Origin of the sequence: Peribacillus sp. NPDC101481 (genome assembly GCF_044767165.1) — a bacterium.
Classification (GTDB): Bacteria; Bacillota; Bacilli; order Bacillales; family DSM-1321; genus Peribacillus.
In genome coordinates, this window is the sequence record NZ_JBIWNJ010000001.1 from 1,961,575 (window position 1) to 1,984,121 (window position 22,547).

At 40.0% G+C, this 22,547-nt stretch carries 21 protein-coding genes and 2 pseudogenes; 4 read left to right on the plus strand and 19 right to left on the minus strand.

Going from position 1 to position 22,547, the window contains the following annotated elements; all coding sequences use genetic code 11:
- Positions 1-233: 233 nt before the first annotated feature.
- Positions 234-554, minus strand: coding sequence for an antibiotic biosynthesis monooxygenase family protein (locus ACIROD_RS09450; RefSeq protein ID WP_402939908.1), 321 nt, complete (start codon positions 552-554; stop codon positions 234-236).
- Positions 555-1,146: 592 nt separating this feature from the next.
- Entirely contained in the window at positions 1,147-1,326 is a 180-nt protein-coding gene (locus ACIROD_RS09455) for an IDEAL domain-containing protein (protein WP_137019900.1), read from the minus strand.
- Positions 1,327-1,756: 430 nt separating this feature from the next.
- On the opposite strand from ACIROD_RS09455, the gene ACIROD_RS09460 reads away from it, so the two are divergent.
- Positions 1,757-3,055: an MFS transporter gene (locus tag ACIROD_RS09460; protein ID WP_402939911.1), complete on the plus strand. Its 1,299-nt coding sequence runs from the start codon at positions 1,757-1,759 to the stop codon at positions 3,053-3,055.
- A 90-nt stretch (positions 3,056-3,145) separates the two neighbouring features.
- Here the strand turns inward: ACIROD_RS09460 and ACIROD_RS09465 are convergent, their stop codons facing one another.
- The 10 genes from ACIROD_RS09465 to ACIROD_RS09510 all read right to left on the minus strand — a co-directional run bounded on the left by ACIROD_RS09465 (position 3,146) and on the right by ACIROD_RS09510 (position 12,501).
- Complete coding sequence (locus ACIROD_RS09465) at positions 3,146-3,841, minus strand: YjjG family noncanonical pyrimidine nucleotidase (protein WP_402939913.1); 696 nt, start codon at positions 3,839-3,841, stop codon at positions 3,146-3,148.
- Positions 3,842-4,127: 286 nt separating this feature from the next.
- Positions 4,128-4,850: an anti-sigma factor domain-containing protein gene (locus ACIROD_RS09470; RefSeq protein WP_402939916.1), complete on the minus strand. Its 723-nt coding sequence runs from the start codon at positions 4,848-4,850 to the stop codon at positions 4,128-4,130.
- A complete protein-coding gene (locus ACIROD_RS09475; protein ID WP_101223393.1) occupies positions 4,851-5,405 on the minus strand; it encodes an RNA polymerase sigma factor in 555 nt (184 codons plus the stop codon).
- A 77-nt stretch (positions 5,406-5,482) separates the two neighbouring features.
- Complete coding sequence (locus ACIROD_RS09480) at positions 5,483-5,953, minus strand: COG4315 family predicted lipoprotein (RefSeq protein WP_402939919.1); 471 nt, start codon at positions 5,951-5,953, stop codon at positions 5,483-5,485.
- Between the two features lie 21 nt (positions 5,954-5,974).
- Positions 5,975-6,682, minus strand: coding sequence for an extracellular solute-binding protein (locus ACIROD_RS09485; protein ID WP_402940171.1), 708 nt, complete (start codon positions 6,680-6,682; stop codon positions 5,975-5,977).
- 462 nt (positions 6,683-7,144) lie between these two features.
- Entirely contained in the window at positions 7,145-8,257 is a 1,113-nt protein-coding gene (locus ACIROD_RS09490) for a GerAB/ArcD/ProY family transporter (RefSeq protein WP_402939922.1), read from the minus strand.
- A 100-nt stretch (positions 8,258-8,357) separates the two neighbouring features.
- On the minus strand, positions 8,358-9,467 hold the full coding sequence (locus ACIROD_RS09495) for a GerAB/ArcD/ProY family transporter (RefSeq protein ID WP_402939925.1): 1,110 nt from the start codon (positions 9,465-9,467) through the stop codon (positions 8,358-8,360).
- 51 nt (positions 9,468-9,518) lie between these two features.
- On the minus strand, positions 9,519-9,740 hold the full coding sequence (locus ACIROD_RS09500) for a hypothetical protein (RefSeq protein ID WP_402939928.1): 222 nt from the start codon (positions 9,738-9,740) through the stop codon (positions 9,519-9,521).
- Positions 9,737-10,924, minus strand: a complete 1,188-nt coding sequence (locus ACIROD_RS09505; protein ID WP_402939931.1) for a Ger(x)C family spore germination protein — start codon at positions 10,922-10,924, stop codon at positions 9,737-9,739. The genes ACIROD_RS09500 and ACIROD_RS09505 overlap by 4 nt, the downstream gene beginning before the upstream one ends.
- A gap of 53 nt (positions 10,925-10,977) precedes the next feature.
- Positions 10,978-12,501 (minus strand): spore germination protein, encoded by a 1,524-nt coding sequence (locus tag ACIROD_RS09510; protein WP_402940174.1) that lies wholly within the window; start codon positions 12,499-12,501, stop codon positions 10,978-10,980.
- 435 nt (positions 12,502-12,936) lie between these two features.
- Between ACIROD_RS09510 and ACIROD_RS09515 the strand changes: the two genes are divergently transcribed.
- Together ACIROD_RS09515 and ACIROD_RS09520 are read left to right on the plus strand one after the other, a co-directional pair.
- A complete protein-coding gene (locus tag ACIROD_RS09515) occupies positions 12,937-15,003 on the plus strand; it encodes a Na+/H+ antiporter (protein ID WP_402939934.1) in 2,067 nt (688 codons plus the stop codon).
- A gap of 86 nt (positions 15,004-15,089) precedes the next feature.
- Positions 15,090-15,284 (plus strand): hypothetical protein, encoded by a 195-nt coding sequence (locus ACIROD_RS09520; protein WP_402939937.1) that lies wholly within the window; start codon positions 15,090-15,092, stop codon positions 15,282-15,284.
- Positions 15,285-15,486: 202 nt separating this feature from the next.
- On the opposite strand, the pseudogene ACIROD_RS09525 reads toward ACIROD_RS09520, so the two are convergent.
- From ACIROD_RS09525 to ACIROD_RS09555, 7 genes and pseudogenes are all read right to left on the minus strand, one after another.
- Positions 15,487-15,753 (minus strand): annotated as a pseudogene (locus ACIROD_RS09525) (DUF3021 domain-containing protein); the annotation flags it as partial.
- Between the two features lie 82 nt (positions 15,754-15,835).
- A complete protein-coding gene (locus ACIROD_RS09530; protein WP_402940177.1) occupies positions 15,836-16,300 on the minus strand; it encodes a hypothetical protein in 465 nt (154 codons plus the stop codon).
- Positions 16,295-16,978: pseudogene (locus ACIROD_RS09535) on the minus strand (lyase family protein); the annotation flags it as partial. The gene ACIROD_RS09530 and the pseudogene ACIROD_RS09535, both read right to left, overlap by 6 nt.
- Complete coding sequence (locus tag ACIROD_RS09540; RefSeq protein WP_402939940.1) at positions 16,942-17,220, minus strand: hypothetical protein; 279 nt, start codon at positions 17,218-17,220, stop codon at positions 16,942-16,944. The pseudogene ACIROD_RS09535 and the gene ACIROD_RS09540, both read right to left, overlap by 37 nt.
- Positions 17,221-17,368: 148 nt before the next feature.
- Complete coding sequence (locus ACIROD_RS09545) at positions 17,369-18,484, minus strand: Zn-dependent alcohol dehydrogenase (RefSeq protein WP_402939943.1); 1,116 nt, start codon at positions 18,482-18,484, stop codon at positions 17,369-17,371.
- Positions 18,485-18,511: 27 nt separating this feature from the next.
- A complete protein-coding gene (locus ACIROD_RS09550) occupies positions 18,512-20,032 on the minus strand; it encodes an aldehyde dehydrogenase family protein (RefSeq protein ID WP_402939946.1) in 1,521 nt (506 codons plus the stop codon).
- A 4-nt stretch (positions 20,033-20,036) separates the two neighbouring features.
- Positions 20,037-21,389, minus strand: a complete 1,353-nt coding sequence (locus tag ACIROD_RS09555; RefSeq protein WP_402940180.1) for a lyase family protein — start codon at positions 21,387-21,389, stop codon at positions 20,037-20,039.
- 266 nt (positions 21,390-21,655) lie between these two features.
- Between ACIROD_RS09555 and ACIROD_RS09560 the strand changes: the two genes are divergently transcribed.
- Positions 21,656-22,450, plus strand: coding sequence for an IclR family transcriptional regulator (locus ACIROD_RS09560; RefSeq protein ID WP_402939949.1), 795 nt, complete (start codon positions 21,656-21,658; stop codon positions 22,448-22,450).
- Positions 22,451-22,547 lie beyond the last annotated feature (97 nt).

A 22,547-nucleotide genomic window follows, 5' to 3' on the forward strand; every position in this document is an offset into this window, starting at 1 on the left:
TACTATATCAACAGAATTGGAATTACATATATCCTATTTTGAATTGAATAAAAAAAAGAGGCACCCATAATGGGAGCCTGAATTTTCAGTGAAGGTAAGCCATTATATGTAAACGGTAACCATTCCGCATCCTTATGCTAACACGATGATTGAGAAATGGGATATTCCACCCAGTAACTTAGGAAATATCTTTTCTATTGTACCGAAATTAAAACAGGCTAGCTTATAGTCGGTTATTTCACTGCCTTTTTTCTAGCTTTCACTTCATATAATGATCCTTCCGAACTGACGATATATTCAGGCTTTGGTTTCCCAAGGTTCGCTTTATGGCCTGCGATATGGGCTTCACTCTTTTCCCACTGCTTCCAATGCGCCTCCGACTCCCAATTGATCATAATGATGACCTCTTCATCCCCGCGACGCACTTTTTTCACCATCACACTTAAATCGATGAACCCTTCCTGCTTTTCTATGATCCCTTCCCCACTGAACCGTTTTACTACTTGTTCTGCATTACCTTCTTTTACCACCATTTTTCTCATCTGGACGAACAATCTGAACAACTCCAATCGATATACTTATAATGAATCATTTTATTCGATAACGATTCTCATTGTCAATTATTGAGACTTTGACTTAAGAGCACTACTTAAAACTACAAATCCAAAAACAAAATAAAAAATGGATCAGGAAGTTATGGCATATCTTCCTGATCCACTTTTTATTGTCATTCACCTTTTATCTTTAAGACTTTTGGGAACATAGTCATTCAGTTTATTAAATAAAGAAGTAATGTAGGAGCTGAGTTCGAAACGATCCTCCTGAACAAATTCAACTAACGACACTCCATTCTTTTTCATAACTTTTCCCCCTTTAGTTTTTATCCCGGTGCATAAACCTTTTCAGGGCACTAATACCAGTGAATTCTGCCATTTGCCGAAATCCATAACTTCTCTCCATTGTTTTCTTTATTTAATTATACAAGAAAGCGCTTACAATGTAAAATATTATAATACTAAAGATTGCTATTTAATTAGAATGTTCCAGTTATATAAAGCTACATATTTATATTTTTAATCTATGCTGGCCTTTTAGGTGCACTTTCTTAATCAATTACTACTTGTCTTGTTCACAGTGTATAAAATTTCATGAAATGCCCTTCAATATTTCAGTTAATCGCAGGAACTCTTCCTTATCACGATTTCTTAATGAGTGATCGATTTCTTTTTCGATTTGTGCTTTCCGGTAATCACTAAGGGCCTTTTTCAAAACCATTTCAGCCATCTCTTCAGGTTCAAGCGATGTTCCTGGCAATTGCTTCTCCATACGAAACCAACTCCTTAACCTTTTTTCTATTATACTAAATAACTTGGAGATTATTATTATTTATTAACTTCTCCTTTCCTCTTTTTTATTTCCTTATCCACATGATTTCCACTTTGCCACTCTTCCATACATAAAAAATACTAAATGATTTGAATTTAAAACTTTTCATTTTATCCGGGAATATCGAATCGTTTATTTCCATTACTTTAGAATTAATTATATTCCATAACAGGTGATTGGAGCTAAGTTATTCGCTTCATTTTTTCAGAAAAGTCAGAAATATATTGACCAGTATGGATAAGCCCTCTAAAATAATCTAAATAATCCAGTTTTTTACTTATATTCATTAACCATCATTTTTGTTCTTTTCGGCTTTATTATTGTTGAAAACAATTTTGATGAAAAACTTAGCATTAAAGGAGCATTTATCATGAAAAAAAGTCGAGTTCTTTTCGCAAGTTTAGCCGGTTCCGTTATTGAGTGGTATGATTTCTATTTATACGGGACAGCTACTGGCCTGGTTTTTACAACTTTATTCTTCCCCAATCATGACCCTGCCATTTCACTTCTTCTCGCCTTTGTCACTTTCGGGGCTGGTTACGCAGCCCGACCAATCGGGAGTATCCTATTCGGTCATATGGGTGATCGCATCGGACGGAAGGCAGCACTCATGTTCACCCTTATTGGTATGGGAGGGAGTTCAATGCTTATCGGTGTTCTGCCCACTTATGCCCAGGTTGGGTTGGCAGCCCCCGCCATCTTGGTGGTGCTGAGATTGATTCAAGGGATTTCCTTGGGAGGTGAATGGGGCGGAGCCATCCTATTGGCAACGGAATCTGCTCCAAAGGGTGTCCGTGGGTTATATGGATCAATTCCCCAATTAGGGGTCCCCATCGGTTTGGTTGCCGGTTCGTTCAGCCTGACCCTTATCAGTTCCTTGACAACCGATGCCCAATTTTTATCTTGGGGTTGGCGGATTCCATTCCTTTTAAGCGGTGTACTGATTGCATTGGCAATCTGGGTAAGGAGTGGCATTGAAGAAACGCCGGAATTCCAACAGCAGAAAGATAGCGGCGATCTTGCGAAAGTTCCCATTATTGAAACGTTGAAACACGATTGGAGAAGTGTGCTGCAAGTGATCGGACTAAAAATTGGGGATGGGTTCTTCAATGTATTCATCATGTCCTATGTTCTCGTCTTTACTACACTGTATTTTGGTTATTCCCAAGATTCAGCATTGACCGGTTTAACGATTGGCTGCGCTACAATGCTAGTAACCATTCCTGTCATTGGTTACATTTCTGATTTTATCAACCGAAAAATCATCTATTTTGGGGGCCTGATTCTCCTTTTCATCTTGGCCATCCCATATTTCACAATGATCGGGCAAGGAGCCGGCTGGTTCTACTTTATGCAGGCAGTTGTACTCGGCGTCATCTGGGGAGCCATTTTTTCTACACAAGGGACGTTATTCTCGGAGCTCTTTCCAGCCAAGGTGCGTTATACTGGATTATCTGTCGGTTATCAGGTCGCGGCAGCCATTGCAGGTTTCGGCCCGCTGATCTGGACCACGATGGCGGAATCATATGGCCCATCCCCTCTGGTATTTGGCGGATTCATGATGGCAGGTCTCGCAATTTCCCTGGCGCTTTGTATATTATCACCGCATTTCAGCAGAAGGATCAAAAGTGATCAAACACTCAATCCACAAGAGCTGGATTTGAACTGATTCTAAAATCCCAGGCATAAGTAATAACAGAGGCTGAACGTCCTTTCACTTGGACAACCGGCCTCTGTTTTTTAGAAAGCACATGCCTGTCTAAACTTCCTTAATTCCCACAATCTCCAAAAGATCGGTCAACGTCCGGATTTCATAGGTGGGGCTGATTCCCAGATTATTATCCTTTTGATGGGGATTGTACCAGCATGTATCCATTCCATAATTCAAGCCGCCCTGTATATCTGATGTCAAGGAGTCGCCCACTATCAACGCTTTCGATTTATCTGTAATCTTTAACTTCGTAAATGCATAATCAAAAATCCCTCTATCAGGCTTCTGAAACCCAGCCTCTTGGGAAACTATTAAAGTTTCAAAGGTATTGCAAAGGGGTGACCCATCGATTCTTGCTGTCTGCACTGTCGTGAAGCCATTAGTTATAATGGCCAGCCGGCATCCTCCAAGCTTCTCGCAAACCTCCAAAGCCCCGGGCAGAAGATGTATTTCCTTTCCCAAATGTTCTAGGTACCTACGGCTGAATGCATCCGCATCAATATCAAGCCCATGCTTCAGGAACAACCGCTTGAACCTTTCCATTCCCAGATTTGTTAAATCTATAAGCCCCTGTTCCAAATCTCTCCATAATACCTCACTGATTTCTTGATAGCATCCCGCATAATCCTCCGCCCCTGTAGGCAAACCGAACTCTAAGAAAGCTTCATGCAGTGCATTTTTTTCCGATATTCCAAAGTCTAGCAATGTATCATCAACATCAAATAAGATAATCTCGTATTTCATCGCTGCCTCCATTATCATTTTAGTCCAACTTAACACATTTCCTTTAATTACGTATAACTTATTAGATACATGCTAAATAAATACTGCAAGCTTGGAAAACTACAAAAAGGACAGCTTCAAAGGCTATCCTTTTTTGTATGGTTCTTTATGGAGGATGACTCCTAATGGCAAACTGTTATCATATTTACTCTGTCATGACCATGGCGTTTATTCTATGACGCACAGCTATCATTTTAAATACCAACAGAAAATAAGAGACTTCCCTTTGCGGGCAAGTCTCTTATTTTTATGAAGAGCCAACTATTTTCTCTCCTCTCGGCTTTGTACTATTTGAGTCTGGTTCTCTTGTGATGCCAATTTGATTGAATTTATCATTAATGGACAGTTTGTATGTCAATGATCCTGTGCCTGCATCATCAGGCTTGAAAGTTCCTGCATTAGTCCGCTTTCCATCTTTCAGCAACCAAACCTGATACACCTCGGACTCTTGAAGGCTAGGCAAATTCTGAATTTGCACGATTAACCGTCTTTCTTCTCCTTGCTGCAAAATGTATGCAGCACCGTCCGTATTCATATTTACAGCCGTCTTATCGACAGGCTGCAAAGATAGCGACGTTTTAACCTCCATTGGCAGATTGATGGCCGCAAGTTCTTTTTTCAGTTGAATATTGGAATATAACAGCACAAACGCCAAAACTAGCGCTGCCAACAAAAGACCTGAAGTTACTGGTGTAAACTGCTTAAAGAAAAAACGCCTCCAATTCTTTTCCCTTCTCACCGGAACTTCATCATCCGTCTCAAAGACAAAATTCATAACCTCTGATTTCAGGGAAGAAGAGGGTTCTTTTTCTTCGAAATCCCATTTCAATGACTTCCAGGCTTCCGTCATTTGTTCATACTCCCTAGTGCATTCAGAGCATTGTGTTAAGTGTTCCGCGAATGCTTTTTTTTCTTTTTCACCCAGTTCACCCGATAAAAATGAAAGCAGGTTAGCGCACTCTGTATTCATTTACAAACCACCTACTTCCAAATGCTTTTTCAATAATTTAAGCGACTGGTGAAGTCTGCTCTTGATGGTACCAATCGGTTCATTTTCAATTTTGGCAATTTCGGTTAACGAGTACCCTTTCCAATACAGTAAATCAATCAGTCTTTTTTGCGGCTTGCTTAACTTACTTTTTGCATTGGCAATTTCACTGTGTAATAGCCCATTTTCTATATCATTATTCGGATCTTCTATGTCAATTGGACGACTCATGTCCATGTGTTTATTATTCCGAATATGAACGCTGTCTTTACGGACATAATCCACACACACATTTCGTGTAACGGTCAAAAGCCAGCTTACAAAGTGCCCCTTTTCGGAATTGTAGCTGCTTTTTGTGGTCCAGAGCTTTAAAAAGACCAACTGCACAATCTCTTTGGTTTTATCAGGATTTCCATTTGTGAACTTAAAAATAAAACCATAGATTAATTTAATATGCCTGTCATAAAGCTCTTCCAGAGCAGGACGATGCTTTTTCATTACTAATGCCATCAATTCCTTATCAAGTTTTTCTTTCAATCGCACCTGCAACTCCTCACCAGTAAATTTGGAAAAAACGTGTAACAGGAACGACCATCAATGATCGTCCCTTTTTCTTATTTTGGAAAAACCGTCTTGTTATTTACAATATACCAAACATTTTTCACTCCTTCGCCATTGACATCTCCCGCTGCCTTATCATTCACAAAATAGTAGAGCGGAAAACCTTTGTACGTTACCTGCTCTTCCCCTGTATCTTCCCTTTCAATGGTTCCAAAGTCTTTTTCCTCAAATCCTTTTGGAACAGCAAAATCCCTTTCCATGAACGGTGGCCATTTTTTCAGACAATCACCGATGCAATTGCTTTTTCCTGATTTATCATTCTTGAAAAAGTAAAGTGACATTCCCCTCGAATCAGCCAAGTATTCGCCTGTTGTTTCACTTTCCATTAGTTTTAGGGTTTCTGCTTTTTCATCGGCAGTACCACTAACCACTTGATCATTTTGGGATGAATCATTAGCTTCATTTCCACATGCCGCCAAAGCTAGAACCATCATAAAAACTGAAAATACCATCCACTTTTTCATATACTCTCACTCCTCGTCAATTTACTTCCATCCCCATTTTTGAAATACTTGATGGGATTCTTCCGTTTTAAGATAATCAATGAATTGTTTTGCCTTTTTCTTGTTTTCACTCTTACTCGTTATGCTTATCGGGGTTCCTCTATAGAGCTTGTCTTCCTCAGGGAGCTGAACCAGGTCCGTCACATCCGCAAGACGGTAATGCCAGGATTCATATGTGATCCAAGCGTCCAATTTTGAATTTGCCTTCCATAGATCGATAGCTTCGGCACTGGACTTCACTGAAATGTCAATATTCCTGGTAATTCCAGGAATCAATCCTTTCCTTCCAGCCAAATCTTCCCATAGCCCCAGTTGCCCGGCTCCATTAACATCCACAATCTTTACGCCCTTCTTCGATAAATCCTCCAGGGATTGTATATTCTTTGGGTTTCCTTTTCTAACCAGGATGCCAGCTGACCGTGTATACAATTCAGTGCGGCTCTTTTCATTAATGATACCTGGATGATCATGCATAAAATCTGTTAGCATATACTCTGACCCTCCGTAAATGATATCCGCATCCCGTTTGGCTTGATCAATCCATTTTTCTTCGGGTCCCGCTGTTACTTCAACTTTTATCCCGGTTTCTTTGGTGAATTGTTCCGCCACTTCCTTGATTGGTCCAAGAGGTCCACCTGGTCCATATACTTTTACGACGTCGTTGACAGCTTGCCCCCGTTTCGCACCCATTTCCGATGAAAATCCTAACAGTACTAGCATCAATGATATCCACCCGACAATAAGAACCTTTTTCAAGTCTTTTCTCTCTCCCTTCTAAAAAGCCTTTGTACTATAGATAACGGGACAAACTTCAAAACGGTTTGAAAAAAATGTTAATTATTTATAACTTGCAGCAAAGCACACTGATGATTTCTAGTTTTTCACTTTTTCTCTCAACAAAAAAACCATTCGAAATCGGAATGGTTGCAGACTGTGGACAAACTCCTTAGTAATTGAGTTTGTCTACTATTTGGCTTATAAAAATTTGACGTTTTGGAATGTAGAGCCCTGCTTTCCACGGGCGATCCTCCCCACTCAGGTGTCTCGAACACCCGCTCAAATCACCTTTGTTTCAAAATTAAAATAGAGCTCTTTCTACCAGATTTCATGCACATACTCTTTCAAGTCTCTTAAAACAAGTGGCAGAAAAGGTTAGCTTGAATTGCTTCCCTTTCTCTGTCTTTTTCTTTTTCTTTTCCTTACAACAGCAATCACCAACAATAACAGAGGAATAATCGTTTGCATCAAAATTCCATGAAATGGGAAGGCGATGACATCATATCGACTGACAGCCATAGAGCTAGGATACGACCAAAAGCTGAATTCTACAATCAATATCCCTATCGGCCATACAACAGGACGATAGTCGGAGAGATTCAGCCACTGCGCGGTACCTAAAGCAGACGCATAATAAAACACGGAAATTTTGACAAACGCTCCTACTATCCATACAGCCATGATGGCGGACTCCAAATGTTCAAAAAAGTCGGCCAAACTGATGTACCGAGATACATTCATCACGGGATAATTCTTTGTTGATGTTGTTGCCCCGAGTATAAAAAGAACCATAAGATTCACCACAATTAACGTAATCATCACGGCAAAAACAGACATCATCCCGGATTTCATCCCTTTTTTCATATCGGTTAAAAAAGGGAGGAGAAAAATCATCAGAAAAAACTCGCTGAACCATCCACCCGGTACAATCGAGCCCTTGATTGGAGGCATAATTCCATTCCCCAAAATCGGGAATATATTCTTAAACTCAAGATCAGGGCCTAGGAGGACGATTAAAATTAGGATTGGAAAGATAAAAACGGGAACCAACAATTGGGCAGCTCTCCCCAACACTTCTATCCCTCCGCGTACGATAAAGGCACAAAGGAGTACCATCGATGCCATGATAACGCTAATCGGGGTTTTGACCAGAAAAGAGTCGACAATGAATTCTCCGTAACTTCTTAGGATTTGCCCTGTGATCGGGATATAAAAAAACAAGAATAAAAAACCGAGAATTTTCCCCGGAATCCGACCAATGATCTGTTCACTGAATTGGATAACCGTTTGTTTCGGATAAAGTTTGTGCAGTTTATAAGCGATATACACCGTCGCATACCCGATGAGAGACGCCAAAATGGGGGAAAGCCATAAATCAGTTTTAGCATATTTCGCTGTGATGCTTGGAACACCGAGAACAGCCGTTGCCACAATCGTTGGATACATCATGAATGCCATCTGTAAAGATGAAATTTTTCCTTTCTCCATCATCTTCCTCCTTTCCGTGATAGTATGAAAATTTGAAATCACAAAGCCCACTGATAGTTTTACTTTTTCATAAATTCTTCAATCGGCTTAAAAAAGAATTTCAATCCATTCGGCTGGTTTCGGTTCCTTTACGATTTCTTTTCCTTACAACAGCAATCACCAACAATAACAGAGGAATAATCGTTTGCATCAACATTCCTTGTAACGGAAAGACGTTGACATCATTACGACTGACTTCCATGGAGCTTGGCAACGACCACAAACTGAATATGACAATAAAAATCCCAACCGGCCATACAATAGGTCGATAGCCGGAGAGATTCAGCCACTGCGCTGTACCTAAAGCACATGCATAATAAAAAGCGGAAATTTTCACAAACGCCCCTACAATCCATACCGCCATGACGGCGGACTCTACATGTTCAAAAAAGTCGGCAAAACTGATGTATCGAGATACACTCATCAGTGGGTAAAGTTTTGTGGATGTGGTTGCCCCGAGTATAAAAAGAACCGTAAGATTCACCACAATCAACGTCATCATCACGGCAAACACAGTCAGCATCCCGGATTTCATCCCTTTTTTCATATCCTTCAAAAAAGGAAGAAGAAAAATGATCAGGAAAAACTCGCTGAACCATCCACCCGGTACAATCGCACCCTTGATTGGAGGGATTATACCATCCGCCAATACCGGGAATATATTCTTGAATTCAAGATCAGGAATCAGCAAGATGATTAAGATACAGATTGGAAAAATGAAAACAGGTACAAACAATTCAGCAGCTCTCCCCAACACTTCTATTCCCCCACGTACAATGAAAGCACACAGAAGCACCATCGATGCCATGATCACACCAATCGGGGTACGTACCAGAAAAGAGCCGACAAGAAAATCTGCGTAGCCTCTGACGAGTAGCCCCGTGTTCTGGATATAAAAAAACAAGAGTAAAAAACCGAGAATTTTACCCGGAATCCGACCAATGATCTTTTCAGTGAATTGGAAAACCGTTTGTTTTGGATAAAGCTGGTGCAGTTTATAAGCGATATACACCGTCAGATACCCTATGAGCGCAGCAAAAATGGGGGACAGCCATAAATCAGTTTTGGCATATTTCGCTGTGATGCTTGGAACCCCGAGAATGGCCGTTGCCACAATCGTCGGATACATCAAGAATGCCATCTGTAATGATGAAATTTTCCCTTTCTCCATCTGCTTCCTCCTTTCTGTGATAATTTGAAATCACGCAACCGACTGATAGACTCACTTTTCCATAAACTCTCCAAATGGCCTGAAAAGAACTTCAATCCATTCAGTGGGTCCTGACATCTGTGGGAGATTGAACATGGACATAGCCAAGCCAGTGAGGAGCAATGTAAGAAATGCCACTTTATCTTTTTTAGGATTTTGTTTCATTTTCGGCCATTCATACAAAATGATTAGCGTTACAATCGCAGCTGTAAACAAAAAGGCACCCCATCTCACTTGTCCTTCACCTCTTTCTCTGACAACCCCGCCGGTTTGTTTATATAGCCCTGTCTTCTAATATGGGCCGCAACATCAACTTCCACTTCCATTTTCGCGAATATCTCATCCCAGTGGTTATCTACCTTATTAAACTGTTTAGGATATTTCCTATAGAAATCTTTACCCAATCCTAAAATGTCCGCTTTCTTATCCTGAGTATGCATAAAGGCCATCTCGATGCGTTTTTCAATATCTGTTTGATATGCTCGTTCTGCAGCTTTTAGAGACTTTGGATTTGAAAGGTTCAAATTCGTTCCATTTTGTATAACAGCTCCATCTGTATTTATTTTAACCAGTAATTTCCATTTTTCGTTGATGATTTGCGGAATGATCTTGACTTTGGCTGACACTGGACTTAAAGATATTTTCCCTTTCACCCCTTTGGGTTGGAAGGTCACGGTGTATGATTCCACCTCATCCCTTAACCACAATAGCCCTCTGGTTTCCTTTTCAGTCATCGTCCCAGTCATTTTATCTTTTTTGAACACGGCTGTCCCAACAATGTAAGGAATTCCCTGTAATTTCGTTTGCCCTTTCCCCGGCGGCAATATTTTAACGATTGGAATTGCGGCCGCCTGAGGCCTACCGGTTAACATTTCATCTAAATCCTGCAGTGTGACCAGCATCCCAATATGTAAATCAGATAGTTCTCTCAGCACTTCCCCTGAATAATTTTCCAGGGGTGGCAAAGATTCAAGGATAGGCTTTGCATCCCCTTTGCTGACATACACATTTGCTTTCTCTCTTGGCTGCGGATGGCGCAGCAAAAAATCAAGCTGCTCTTGAATTCCTTCCTTCGCTAACTTTTCACCGAATACAAATACTTTACAATGTCCCCAAAATACTTTTCGCGGAAGCTTGCTTTGCAGCTTAGACAATGCATCTGAAATATTGGCGCCTTTTTCATATCTCACCATTGTCGTAGCCCCACTCCCCCCCTGACTGCTCCCTCCTTGACCGCCTCCACTAGTTATTGAACTTGGAATAAAGACTTGGACGGATAGTTCGATTTGATCATTACCCTTCTTATCGACGGCGGCGGCTGTGACAATCGCCAAGTCAGTGATTTCTATTCGATCCCAACAACCGCTTAGAAAAGTCGTGGTTCCACAAATAACGAGCAAAAGAAGGACGCTTTTCATGAAATGACGCCTCTTTCCTTTCTCTAATATGCTTTTTCGCCTCCAGCCATTATTCACTCCTCTTCACTCCCCCTTTTTGGATTTGGACTCTGTTCCGGGGCTTGACGGTATGCATTAGAATCCCCTGTTAGATGCGGGCGTGTATCCATCATCCACCAAGGAGCTCTCCACAGCACATCTTTCAGCTCTTTACCTTTTAACGGTGCCAGTGGCGTTAAGTAGGGAACGCCGAAAGAACGCAAGCTGCATAAGTGAATGACTATGGCGATGATCCCCATCATGATGCCAAGCAGTCCTAAAGTACCAGCAAGCAGCATCATCGGGAAACGCAGCATCCGGAAAGCAATTCCGGCAATATAGCGAGGCATCATAAAAGAAGCAATTCCCGTAATTGCAACCACAATGACCATTGGGGCTGACACCAAGCCCGCTTGTACGGAAGCTTGACCAATCACCAGCGCTCCAACAATGCTGACGGCAGAACCTACCTGCTTCGGCAAGCGAACCCCTGCCTCTCTTAGTGCTTCAAACGTAATTTCCATAGCCAATGCCTCTACTATTGCAGGAAAAGGGACCGATTCCCGGGATGCTGCTACGCTTAGCAGGAGTGCGGTCGGGACCGCCTCATGATGGAACGTCAAAATAGCAACATAAAGGGAAGGAAGCAAAAGAGATAATCCCATAAAAAAATATCGTAACCAACGGATAAAAGTGCCTGCCATAAAACGTTGAGCATAATCCTCTTGTGATTGAATCAAAGAAAAGAAGGATATTGGTGCAATTAAAGTAAAAGGGGTTCCTTCCACAAGAATGACAGCCCGTCCCTCCAGCAAGCTAGCACAGGCTACATCCGGCCGTTCTGTCGACATGATCTGAGGAAAAGGTGAAAACGGATTGTCCTCGATCATTTCCTCGATGTACTCGCTTTCTAAAATACCGTCTATTTCAATTCGTTCCAACCGAGTTTTAATCTCATCAATCAGTGTTTTATCCGCAAGTCCATCAATATAAGCAATTGAAACATTCGTCCTGGTAAGGGTTCCAATCTTCATCGATTGTATTTTAAGGGCAGGACTTTTAATAATACGTCGCAATTGGGACGTATTTACCTCTAGAGATTCAATAAATCCCTCTCGCGACCCCCTAACTCCCCCCTCTGCCACAGGTTCTTCAATGGCCCGCTTTTCCCATTTGGACAATCCTAAAGAAAATCCATCACTTTCCCCTTCATATAGAAGGATCGGGTTTCCAGAGGAAATCGATTCAATGCAATCCGCCAACATATTCACTTTCACCACTTTAGGAACAGGCATTTTATGTTCAATAAACTCATGTAATGGTTGTGGTTCTTTTGATGACTCCTGCATGAGTGGAGATAGCACATATTGCTCTATTGCCTCGATGTCCGAGAGTCCCGCAATGTAAATAAGCATCGCCCGCGTCTTTCCGAAAAGTAAGAACGAGCGGAACATGACATCCGAGGAATTATCATAAACTGAACGAAGTGTTTCTACATTTTGGCTGAAATTCACATCAAGTGCATCTGCAGGCTTGGAATCTAGGTAATTATTTTGCATCAGGGATTTTTTTACTTTCTTATTTTTTAATAATTTGCCTATATTACGAATCAAGCTGGTTACCCCCATTTTTTTGCAGGTCGCTCTAACTCCATTTTTCTATGTTTCTTCATTAAGGGTATTTTATACAGGAAATCCTGTTTCCGACATGAACTAATTTTCAAGGAAAAGCTATGTTATAAGTTGGCTTTGAATAAACCGTAAACTCTTGTGATATCCTGTTTGTAATTAATGACTAAGGGGTATATCAAAAACCGAGGCTATATATTAGTCGAAAACACTGTCTATGGCTAAGTATTGTATTTTGAATAAGTTACACAGGACCATAAAGTAGGGGTTACTTTTTAAAGGATGGATATTGCTTTTTAAACACCTCTGTTTTTTTATACATTGCATGGGCAATAGACTAAAACATTAGAAGATAAGGGAGATTCTATGTCATTCTTAATCACATTGCTCGGATTATTGGTGTCCACAATAATCGCTACAATATTAAATGCTATATGGCCTCGTATCCCACTTCCGATATATCAGATATCCATGGGAGCAGTGTTCTCATTATTACCATTTCAATTATCATTTGATTTTCATTCAGAATTATTTATGATCTGTGTCATTGCTCCGCTGCTTTTTACAGAAGGAAAAAATACGTCTCGTAAAGAAATGCTTGAATTGCGTAAGCCCATTCTGTTATTAGCCTTTGGGTTAGTCTTTGTGACGGTTTTTGCAGGAGGCTTTTTCATTCACTGGTTAATACCTGATATGCCGATGGCTGTGGCTTTTGCTTTAGCAGCAACCATTACCCCTACGGATGCGGTAGCGGTACAATCGATTACAAAAGGATTGAAATTGCCTGGAAACATGATGCCCATCCTTGAGGGTGAATCACTTTTCAATGATGCTGCTGGAATCGTCGCTTTTAAAGTTGCCCTGGCAGCTGCCTTAACTGGAGTGTTTTCTATAAAAGATGCTTCGCTTAATTTTATATTTGTAGCATTAGGCGGTATCTTTATAGGAATCCTATTGGGCTATTTAATCGTTAAATTACGATTATTTTTACGGGTTCAAGGACTTGAAGAAATCCCAATGTCCATTGTCATTGAACTAATTACGCCTTTTGCCATCTATATGGCAGCTGAAGAATTCCATGTTTCCGGAATCTTGGCAGTGGTTGCTGCAGGTGTCATTCATGGCATCGAGCGGGATCGCCTTCAGAGTTCCACGACTAAATTGCAAATTGTTTCAACTAATACATGGTCTGTATTAGGTTATGTCTTGAATGGACTTGTATTTGCTTTGTTAGGATTTATGTTGCCGAGTGTTTATCAGGAAATTGAGTCCAACTTAAATAGGGGCATTCTTTTTGGGATAAGTGTCTTGATCGTTCTTTTATTATTGGTGATCCGTTTTATATGGGTATACATCCTGCATGATACTTTTACGAAAAACAGAGTGAATCCATTAGAGCAATTCATTATGTCCAGGGTTCACCCAGAAGATAGCGAGGACACTGATGAGGAGAATGTTTCAAGACCACGATTTGCATTTTTGACATCCGTTAGCGGCATTCATGGAACCATTACATTAGCTACAGCTTTATCCATACCATATTTTATGCCAGATGACACTTTATTCCCGATGCGTAATACAGTCTTGTTCATCGCAGCTTGCGTTATATTGTTAAGCGTCACATTGGCTACGGTTCTCTTGCCATTACTGGTAAAGACACCGATTGAATTCAAAGATGAACGCCTAACCTCTGAGGAGGCTTATGAAATTGTTTTAAATAAAACGATCGATCAGCTAAGCAAAGAAGCAACCATGGATAATCAGAAAGCTATCAATCAAGTGATGGAAGATTTGAATGAACAACTGATTGATTTGGAACGGGGAATCACGAACAGACCCGATAATCGAACAATACGCGATTTAGTGGAGCAAGGGACCAACAAGGAATTGGAAGTCGTTTCTGGATTGGTCGAAAAAGGAACTATATCTGAAACAGCCTTAGAACTTTATAAAGTGTATCTTTCAAGAACCATAAATTATATGCAAAAATCTTCGCTGAAAAGGGCTTGGATCAATTTGCAGGCGATTCTTTTCAAGAAAAAGATCAATGTCAAATGGGATAAGAAATGGGAAGCGAAAGTAGAGGACTCCATCGTTAAAAATGCGGACCTGATCCGGGAGTTTCGTAAAGCCCAAAAAGAAGCTTCAAAGGAAGCCATTTCATTGCTCAAACAACAAACTACACCTGAAAACCGTCATGAAGTGATGCTTGTCATTCAAAGATATAATCGTTATTTGAATCCATTCGGAACATTAAGTGAAAAAGAAGCACATCGCTTTGAAGAGATGGTGAGTCATTTTCAGTTGATTGCAATGCAAATCGAACGTGATATCATTCAACAAATGGTTGAAGATGATCAAATATCCATGCAAACAGCAACTGAGCTTAGACAAAACTTAATCTATGATGAAATGATAATGATACAAAGTTAAGAAATGTTAGAGACACCGTTACGACAGGGAGCGGTGTCTCTTTATTTACATTCCAAAGCAAGGATGTATACCTCTGGAAAAATGAAATGACCGTAGATAGAGCAGGTATAAGGGCTTTCGTCGAAATTCCAGAGGATTCATGGCATCTGTTCCCATTATTCTTTATGGCTCTCAGTTTTGCAGCTTTTACAATTGAACCTAAATCAGTTAATACAAGTATCTTGAAGCTGGCAGGTCAATACAACGAACTCTTCCTTGAATTCAAGATACATCGTACATAACAAAGATAAAAAGCATGTTCGTTTCTGTGTATCACGAGTAATTGCTCCAAACTCACGAGTAAAAGCACCGAATTCACGAGTATTTGCCCAAACTCACTAGTAAAAGCGCCAAACTCACGAGTATTCGCTCTAAACTTGCCAGTAGAAGCCGAATTCCCCTTCCAATTTACTCTGATTGATCAATCCTCTGTGCCGATCCTTCTCAATTCCTTATTTTATCAATTCCTTCATTCAATATTTTCACTTGGAAGCGAAAATAGAGATAGAATGCGGTCCAGATGATCATATAGAATGGTATGAAAATCCAAACTCCTATAGCTAATCCTTTTAAGCTGAACGGAATCCAACCAATAAAGAAAGATAATAGGAAGTAAAGAATGCTGACGGTAAGGAAGTGCAGAATGGTTTGAGATAACAAACTCCATTTTTCATTTTCAAAGAAGATTGTTGCCGTGATGAAGAACCAGCCGCATACTAGGCAGCCACTGGCTGCTCTACCTCTCTCTTATTCGTCTTAATTTGCCCGGTCAAGAACCGTGGTCATAATCCATCTAATGAGTTCTTGAGTTTAATACTTGATTCATTTTTACAGGATCAGTTAAGTTTTCAGGATTAAGCAATTCAGCCGCTCCCGCCTCATTTAATAAACCTTTTGCTATCGCTACTTCTTTTACTGTAATATTTTTTTCGTAAGCTTCCAAGGCTATATTATTGGCTGTTTTATACCTGAATCTAGAAGAAATTACGACGGACAAAGATAACGAATTCTCTGCGTTCTTCAAACAAACCGCCTTATTCGCTTCAATACCGTTTAGGCACTTTTCAGTAAACATCGTAATACAATTTGTTAAAATAGAAAAAGAGTCAAAGATATTTTTCAAAATAATCGGTTCCCAGATGTTCAAATCCAGTTCACCTCGATCTACAGCGAAAGTAATCGTTTGATCATTTCCATATACATCAAAATAAACCTGGATCATCATTTCGGGTATACATGGATTGATTTTACCTGGCATAATGGAGGAACCCGGCTGTACCGCTGGCAAATTGATTTCAGCAAATCCTGCCCTTGTCCCTGACGAAAGTAATCTTAAATCGCTGGCCATTTTTGATAATCCACTCGATAATCCTTTTAAGCAAGAAGATATTTTTTAATAAAAATCTGCATTTTGCAGGGCATCAAAGAAATTATCCTCTTTGATAACAGCTAAATGTGATACCTCTGGCAAATATTCATACATCTTCTCTGTGTAACCAGGAGCAGCTACAATACCAGTCCCCACTGCCGTTGCACCAATTACGATAGACCAGCAATCTTTTTGAAGTTTCTTCATTTCTTCTATCTGTCTCTTGATAAAAGTATGATACCCGCTAAATTGTTGACCTAGAGTAATGGGTACAGCATCTTGAAGGCATGTTCTTGCCATTTTTTACAACGCTCGAAAATTCATTCGTTTTATTCGCCAATGAGCATTCAATTTTATTTAAACTGATTAATAAATCATCTATATAGGAAAAGCAAGCCATCTTCATTGCACTTTAAGCACATCGTTCGTAGATTGAGACATGTTAACATGTTCATTCGGATGGACGAAATTATACCCTTTATTACCAGTCAGTAATTCATTTGCCCGGTTAGCAATGACTTCGTTGACGTTCATATTAATGGAGACTCCGCCATCAGCTTGATAAATATCGACAGGAAATTGATTTTTCTTTCCCCATTCACTATTTCATCTACAGTTTTGCAAATTACGTCTTTCTTTTCTTGATCAAGGACCCCTACACTGTGATTAGAAATCGCTGCCGCTTTTTTTATATAAGCCATACTTCTAATTAAGTGGGGATATGATTCAATCGACCGACCAGAAATTGAGAAGTTTTGGCAAGCACGAACCGTTTGTATTCCATAATAAATATCCTCATCAATCTCCATTTCTCCCATTAAATCTTATTCTACACGCATTTTTCAACATCACCTCATTTTTCTTTTAGAAAAAAAGAAGGTTGTTTAAATTGATTCATGACAGCAATTTAAACAACCTTCACTTTTGTGAAATTAATTAAGGAGTTAAGTATTAAAATTAATCGTGAAACTCGATCACTGCTCTTCCCACATTGACACAACTGCAGTCATGGAAAGAGTCGAAAGCTTGATTGATATTTTCTAATTCAATACGATCTAACACAAGCTCATCCAATTTAAATTTCCCATCCAAATACATTTGTGCAATCAACGGGAAATCACGGAATGGCTGCGTGTCTCCATAAAAACTTCCTTTTAATATCTTCCCGACTCTATGAAAACCTCCCGCTGGAAGATTCAAAGTTTTTTCAGGATTAAATGCGCCAACGACAACGACAGTACCGCCTTTTCTCGTACTCTTCCAAGCACTTTCGGTCGCAGCAGTATGCCCCGAACAATCAATAGCATAATGAACCCCTAAACCTTTTGTCAGTTCTTTTAGCGCTGCTTCTACATCCACTTCAGCTGAATTGATCGTATGCGTAGCACCAAACTGTTTAGCAATTTCCAAATTGGCAGGTTTTACATCACAGGCTATAATCTTAGAGGCACCAGCTATATGCGCTCCTTGAATTGCATTTACCCCTACTCCGCCAATACCGAAGATGGCGACTGTAGAACCTGGTGTTACACGGGCTGCATTCACAGCGGCTCCATAACCTGTCGCCACTCCGCATCCGATTAAGGAGGCTTGTGCCAAAGGCATTTCATCCGGTAGCTTTACACATGCCATTTCGGGAACAACTGCATATTCTGCAAACGTTGACAATAAAGAGTTGTGGTATACTTGCTCACCATCTTTACTAAGCCTTGAAGTACCGTCAAGCAGCGTTCCTTCGAACATTGGGCCAAATGCCGACTCACATAAATGCACATCTCCTGTTACACAAAACTCACATTTCCCGCAATACGGAACCCAGCTCAAGGCTACTTTATCACCTGCTTTGACACTTGTAACATTAAACCCAACCGCTTCAACAATTCCTGAACCTTCATGCCCAAGTATAGTCGGTGTTGGGGTCGTATGATCATTTAGAGCATTTAAATCACTATGGCAAACCCCTGTTGCTTTTATTTTCACCAGAACTTCATTCGCTTTTGGTTCACTTAGATCTACTTGTTGAATCGATAATGGTTTGCCCACTTCAGTCATGATAGCTGCTTTAATTTTCATTGTCGTATCCCTCTTTTTGTGTATTTTTTAATATGCGAACCAAATAGCTTTTGTTTTTGTAAATGCTTGTAATGAATGAATGGCATATTCCTTGCCCCATCCACTTTGCTTCAACCCGCCAAATGGACTTGCAAAGTCATAGCATCCATATTTATTAACGAACACCATACCTGCTTCAAGCTGATTAGCTACACGATGCGCACGGGAAACATCACCTGTCCAGAGGCCTGCACCAAGTCCATAAATCGTATCATTTGCTTTCTTGACAACTTCTTCTTCTGTTTCAAATGGGATGATGCAAAGGACAGGTCCAAAAATCTCTTCCTGTGCAATTTTCATTTTATTATCAACATCAGCGAAAATAGTTGGTTTGATAAAATAGCCCTTCGCATTTGATCCGGTTGTATCCCTTTCTCCTCCAGCTACAATTCGTGCGCCTTGCTCCTTGCCGCTTTCAATGTAATTTAATATGGACTCCATATGCTGTTCGGACACTTGTGCACCTTGATCACTTGCTGGGTCGAAAGGATCGCCACATTTATAATTTTTAGCGTATTCGGCAATTTTCCCCACAACTTCATCATAGATTTCACGTTGGGCAAATAACCGGGTTGGTGCTGAACATTTCTCCCCTTTATGTGTAAATAGCCCATAAAAAGAACGCTCGATCGCTGCATCCAAATCTTGAAAATCACTAAAAATGATGTTTGGTGACTTACCGCCAAGTTCTAATGTCACTGGTTTTAAATTGCTATCCGCTGAGTCGTGGATTAACTTTTTCCCGATATTTGTGCTGCCGGTGAATGAAAGTTTATCAATATCCATATGACGGCTAATATATGAACCAACCTCACCATCTCCAAGGACTAGATTAATAACTCCTTTTGGTAATACGCCTGCTTCATCAATAATCTCAAACAAGCGAATAGCAGAATAAGAGGTTTTATCGGCTGGTTTTAAAATAACCGTATTACCCATCGATAAGGCAGGTGATAGTTTTAAGACAGCCATTTGAATTGGAAAGTTAAATGGTACAATTTGTCCGCATACACCGATTGGATCTCTCGTAGTGACGCTTAGGAAATTACCTTCTACTGGATTATTTTCACCATAATACTTATCAGTCCATCCTGCATAATACTCAAATAAATCCGCTGCTTCTTGCACATCATCGTTATAAGCTTCTGTATATAATTTTCCGTTATCAAGTGCTTCCAGTGTTGCAAGCTCTGCATGGTGCTCATGAATAAGCTTTGAGATTTTAAGTAAAGCCCTTCCTCTTTCCTTACTGCTCATTTCTTTCCATGAACCTTGTTCTAACGCTGCTTTAGCTGCTTGTATAGCTGTATCTACATCCTGTACTTCTGCTTGTTGAAAATTACCTAAAATTTCTCCATTAGCCGGGTTGATGGATTCAATCACTTTATTGCCTGAGCTATCCATCCATTTTCCATTGATATAAAGTTTTTTCGTTGTTTTAAGCCACTCATATGCCCACTCTAGTTTAGGCCCTTCAATTCCTTCAAACTGTTTGTTTTCTTGGATCATATGTCTAGACCTCCATTTTTTTTAGTAAGTTTTTAATAGATTCCCGATCATGCTCTAACATTAATTTAGAAACTGCCGAATATCCCAATCTCTCCTTCAATTCCGTGATGACGGGAATAAATGTATTTGAAAGCTCTGTACACCTTTCTTCATTAGACGCTATGTCCTTAAGGCATCGCTCCGTAAAGGAATGAGCAGATTTCGTCAGCATTTGTAACCCATTCAATATATTGGCACCGGCCATTCCTTCAAAAATATTTAAATCAAGCTCACCATGTTCCATTGCTGCTTGAACGACACGGTCGCACCCTAGGACTTGAAAACAGCTTTGAATCATCGTTTCAGGGATGACTGGATTCACTTTTCCTGGAAAAAAGGAAGAACCAGCCTGAACAGATGGTAAGGTAATTTCTGAAAATCCCGCTTCCGGGCCAGATGAAAGTAATCTTAAATCTTTGGCAACTTTAATTAGAGATGTTGCTAATAAACTTAATTGTTTCGACATGTGAGCCAAGTCATCGATGTTTTGCGCTGCATCAAATAGATTGTCACGCAGTTTTACATTCATATTTGTGACTTCATTCAATTTCCGGATTACCACTTCTTTATATTTCCCCGATGCTCCTACACCATTTCCAATAACCGTCGCTCCAAGGTTAACAGTGAGTAATGATAGGACGGATTCTTTCAAAGAATGGTGACGTCTTTTGAGGACAGATGCAAAACCACTGAAAACCTCGCCCAGCTGAACACGCATCGCATCCTGTAGGCAAGTTCGTGAAATGGTGGTAACCCCCATAAACTCTTTTGATTTTTTATCCATCGTAACGTGCATTTTTATTAATTCTTGATCCAACCGTTCAAATCCGCGTACGATTGCCAGCCGGATAGATGTATGACATATATCAGATGTAGACTGGGAAGCGTTTACATGTTCTATAGGGTGAACTGGCGTATATATACCTAAAGATCCTTCTAAAGATTGATTTGCTAGATTAGCTAATACTTCATTAACATTCATATTCGTACCAATCCCACCTCCTCCATGCAAAATATCTACAATAAAGTGGTCATGATAATCCCCTTGAATTAATTGATTACAAGCGTTTACAATTGCGCTTCCAATAGATGGAGCTAAAATGCCAGCCTCCAGATTAGCTAATGTTGCCGCTTTCTTTACCATGGCTAGTGACACAATATATTCAGGAAAATCCTTTAATAATTGACCCGAGAAAGACAGGTTCTTTACTGTTCTCATTGTTTGGATGCCGTATAAAGAATTTTTAGGAATATCTACCTTGCCGAAGTTATCTCTTTCTGTCCGTTTTTCAAACTTGTCACTCTGACTGATTGAAATCCCTCCTACAAAACTTCTTTTATTCTATAGGCGATGTCATCGCTGCAGCCTCTATTCTACAAGATGACTATAACCACCATTTATGTTCATATAACGAACATAAAATTCACATCGAGAACTTATAGCTATTATATGACCAGGTAATTTATCAGTCAATGACAATTAATGAATTTTTCTAAATATTTTTGATTAGGGTGAATTAAATGCCCTTCTTTTCAAATTGAAATGATTGACATTCCTTTGTTCTCTTACGCTATAATAAAAAGATGGAAAATAATAATCAGACCACAACTAAACAAACCAATAATAAAGAAAGTTCTTCTGTACAGGCCGTAGAACGTGCTTTATCGCTTTTGAAGTTTATCGGAGAAAGCCCCTCACCCATTTCAGTCGGTGATTTGGCCAAACAAGCTGACCTGAATCGTACCACGGCCTGGCGTTTGATTGGCACACTCGAAAATCAGGGCTTTGTAGAAAAGGATCCTGTTTCAAAAGGGTACCTGCTCGGATATGCCCTTTATCGTTTAACTTCACAAAATGATCCTTATGGTTCACTTATACGAAGAGCTAGAAGAACGCTGGAAGAATTGAAAAAAGAAGTGGGGGAAACTGTTCTACTTAGTGTCCCTAAGCATGATGGGACTCTTACCATTGATCAAATAGATACCGACCATAGCGTTAGATTAGTCGACTATACCCATACCATGTCACCTTTACATTGCACATCCAATGGAAAAATATTATTAAGTATGCTACCCAAGAAGGAGTTGAACATTTTTTTAGAGCAGACTCTTAAACCATTTTCCAAATATACAATTACGGATCCCGTAGAGCTGCGTAAAGAACTTGATAAGATTTCCGTTCAAATGGTTGGAACATCGATTGGTGAACTAGATGAAAATGAAAATGCCATTTCAGCTCCTATTTTTGACAGGAAAAAGAATCTAGTCGCTTTCATCACGCTAGGCGGTCCGAGTTTTCGCCTAACAGAAAAAGATCTCTTACTTTTAAGTGATCGAATGCTAGAAGCTGCTAAAAAAATTGAAGAGCAGTTAGATTGAGCTAAAAGGGGTTAAACAATCGCATTTGAAACAAAATAAACGATGCAGCCATTTACTGATTGTAAATGGCTGCATCGTTTTCTTTTTGTTCGGTTTT

What these genes read in the sequence shown, in the direction of transcription:
- ACIROD_RS09455 (WP_137019900.1), bottom strand. Translation starts at nt 1,326, where the DNA reads ATGGAGAAGCAATTGCCAGGAACATCGCTTGAACCTGAAGAGATGGCT.
- ACIROD_RS09460 (WP_402939911.1), top strand. Translation starts at nt 1,757, where the DNA reads ATGAAAAAAAGTCGAGTTCTTTTCGCAAGTTTAGCCGGTTCCGTTATT.
- ACIROD_RS09465 (WP_402939913.1), bottom strand. Translation starts at nt 3,841, where the DNA reads ATGAAATACGAGATTATCTTATTTGATGTTGATGATACATTGCTAGAC.
- ACIROD_RS09470 (WP_402939916.1), bottom strand. Translation starts at nt 4,850, where the DNA reads ATGAATACAGAGTGCGCTAACCTGCTTTCATTTTTATCGGGTGAACTG.
- ACIROD_RS09480 (WP_402939919.1), bottom strand. Translation starts at nt 5,953, where the DNA reads ATGAAAAAGTGGATGGTATTTTCAGTTTTTATGATGGTTCTAGCTTTG.
- ACIROD_RS09485 (WP_402940171.1), bottom strand. Translation starts at nt 6,682, where the DNA reads ATGGGTGCGAAACGGGGGCAAGCTGTCAACGACGTCGTAAAAGTATAT.
- ACIROD_RS09490 (WP_402939922.1), bottom strand. Translation starts at nt 8,257, where the DNA reads ATGGAGAAAGGAAAAATTTCATCTTTACAGATGGCATTCATGATGTAT.
- ACIROD_RS09495 (WP_402939925.1), bottom strand. Translation starts at nt 9,467, where the DNA reads ATGGAGAAAGGGAAAATTTCATCATTACAGATGGCATTCTTGATGTAT.
- ACIROD_RS09505 (WP_402939931.1), bottom strand. Translation starts at nt 10,924, where the DNA reads ATGAAAAGCGTCCTTCTTTTGCTCGTTATTTGTGGAACCACGACTTTT.
- ACIROD_RS09510 (WP_402940174.1), bottom strand. Translation starts at nt 12,501, where the DNA reads ATGCAAAATAATTACCTAGATTCCAAGCCTGCAGATGCACTTGATGTG.
- ACIROD_RS09515 (WP_402939934.1), top strand. Translation starts at nt 12,937, where the DNA reads ATGTCATTCTTAATCACATTGCTCGGATTATTGGTGTCCACAATAATC.
- ACIROD_RS09520 (WP_402939937.1), top strand. Translation starts at nt 15,090, where the DNA reads ATGACCGTAGATAGAGCAGGTATAAGGGCTTTCGTCGAAATTCCAGAG.
- ACIROD_RS09530 (WP_402940177.1), bottom strand. Translation starts at nt 16,300, where the DNA reads ATGCCAGGTAAAATCAATCCATGTATACCCGAAATGATGATCCAGGTT.
- ACIROD_RS09540 (WP_402939940.1), bottom strand. Translation starts at nt 17,220, where the DNA reads ATGGAGATTGATGAGGATATTTATTATGGAATACAAACGGTTCGTGCT.
- ACIROD_RS09545 (WP_402939943.1), bottom strand. Translation starts at nt 18,484, where the DNA reads ATGAAAATTAAAGCAGCTATCATGACTGAAGTGGGCAAACCATTATCG.
- ACIROD_RS09550 (WP_402939946.1), bottom strand. Translation starts at nt 20,032, where the DNA reads ATGATCCAAGAAAACAAACAGTTTGAAGGAATTGAAGGGCCTAAACTA.
- ACIROD_RS09560 (WP_402939949.1), top strand. Translation starts at nt 21,656, where the DNA reads ATGGAAAATAATAATCAGACCACAACTAAACAAACCAATAATAAAGAA.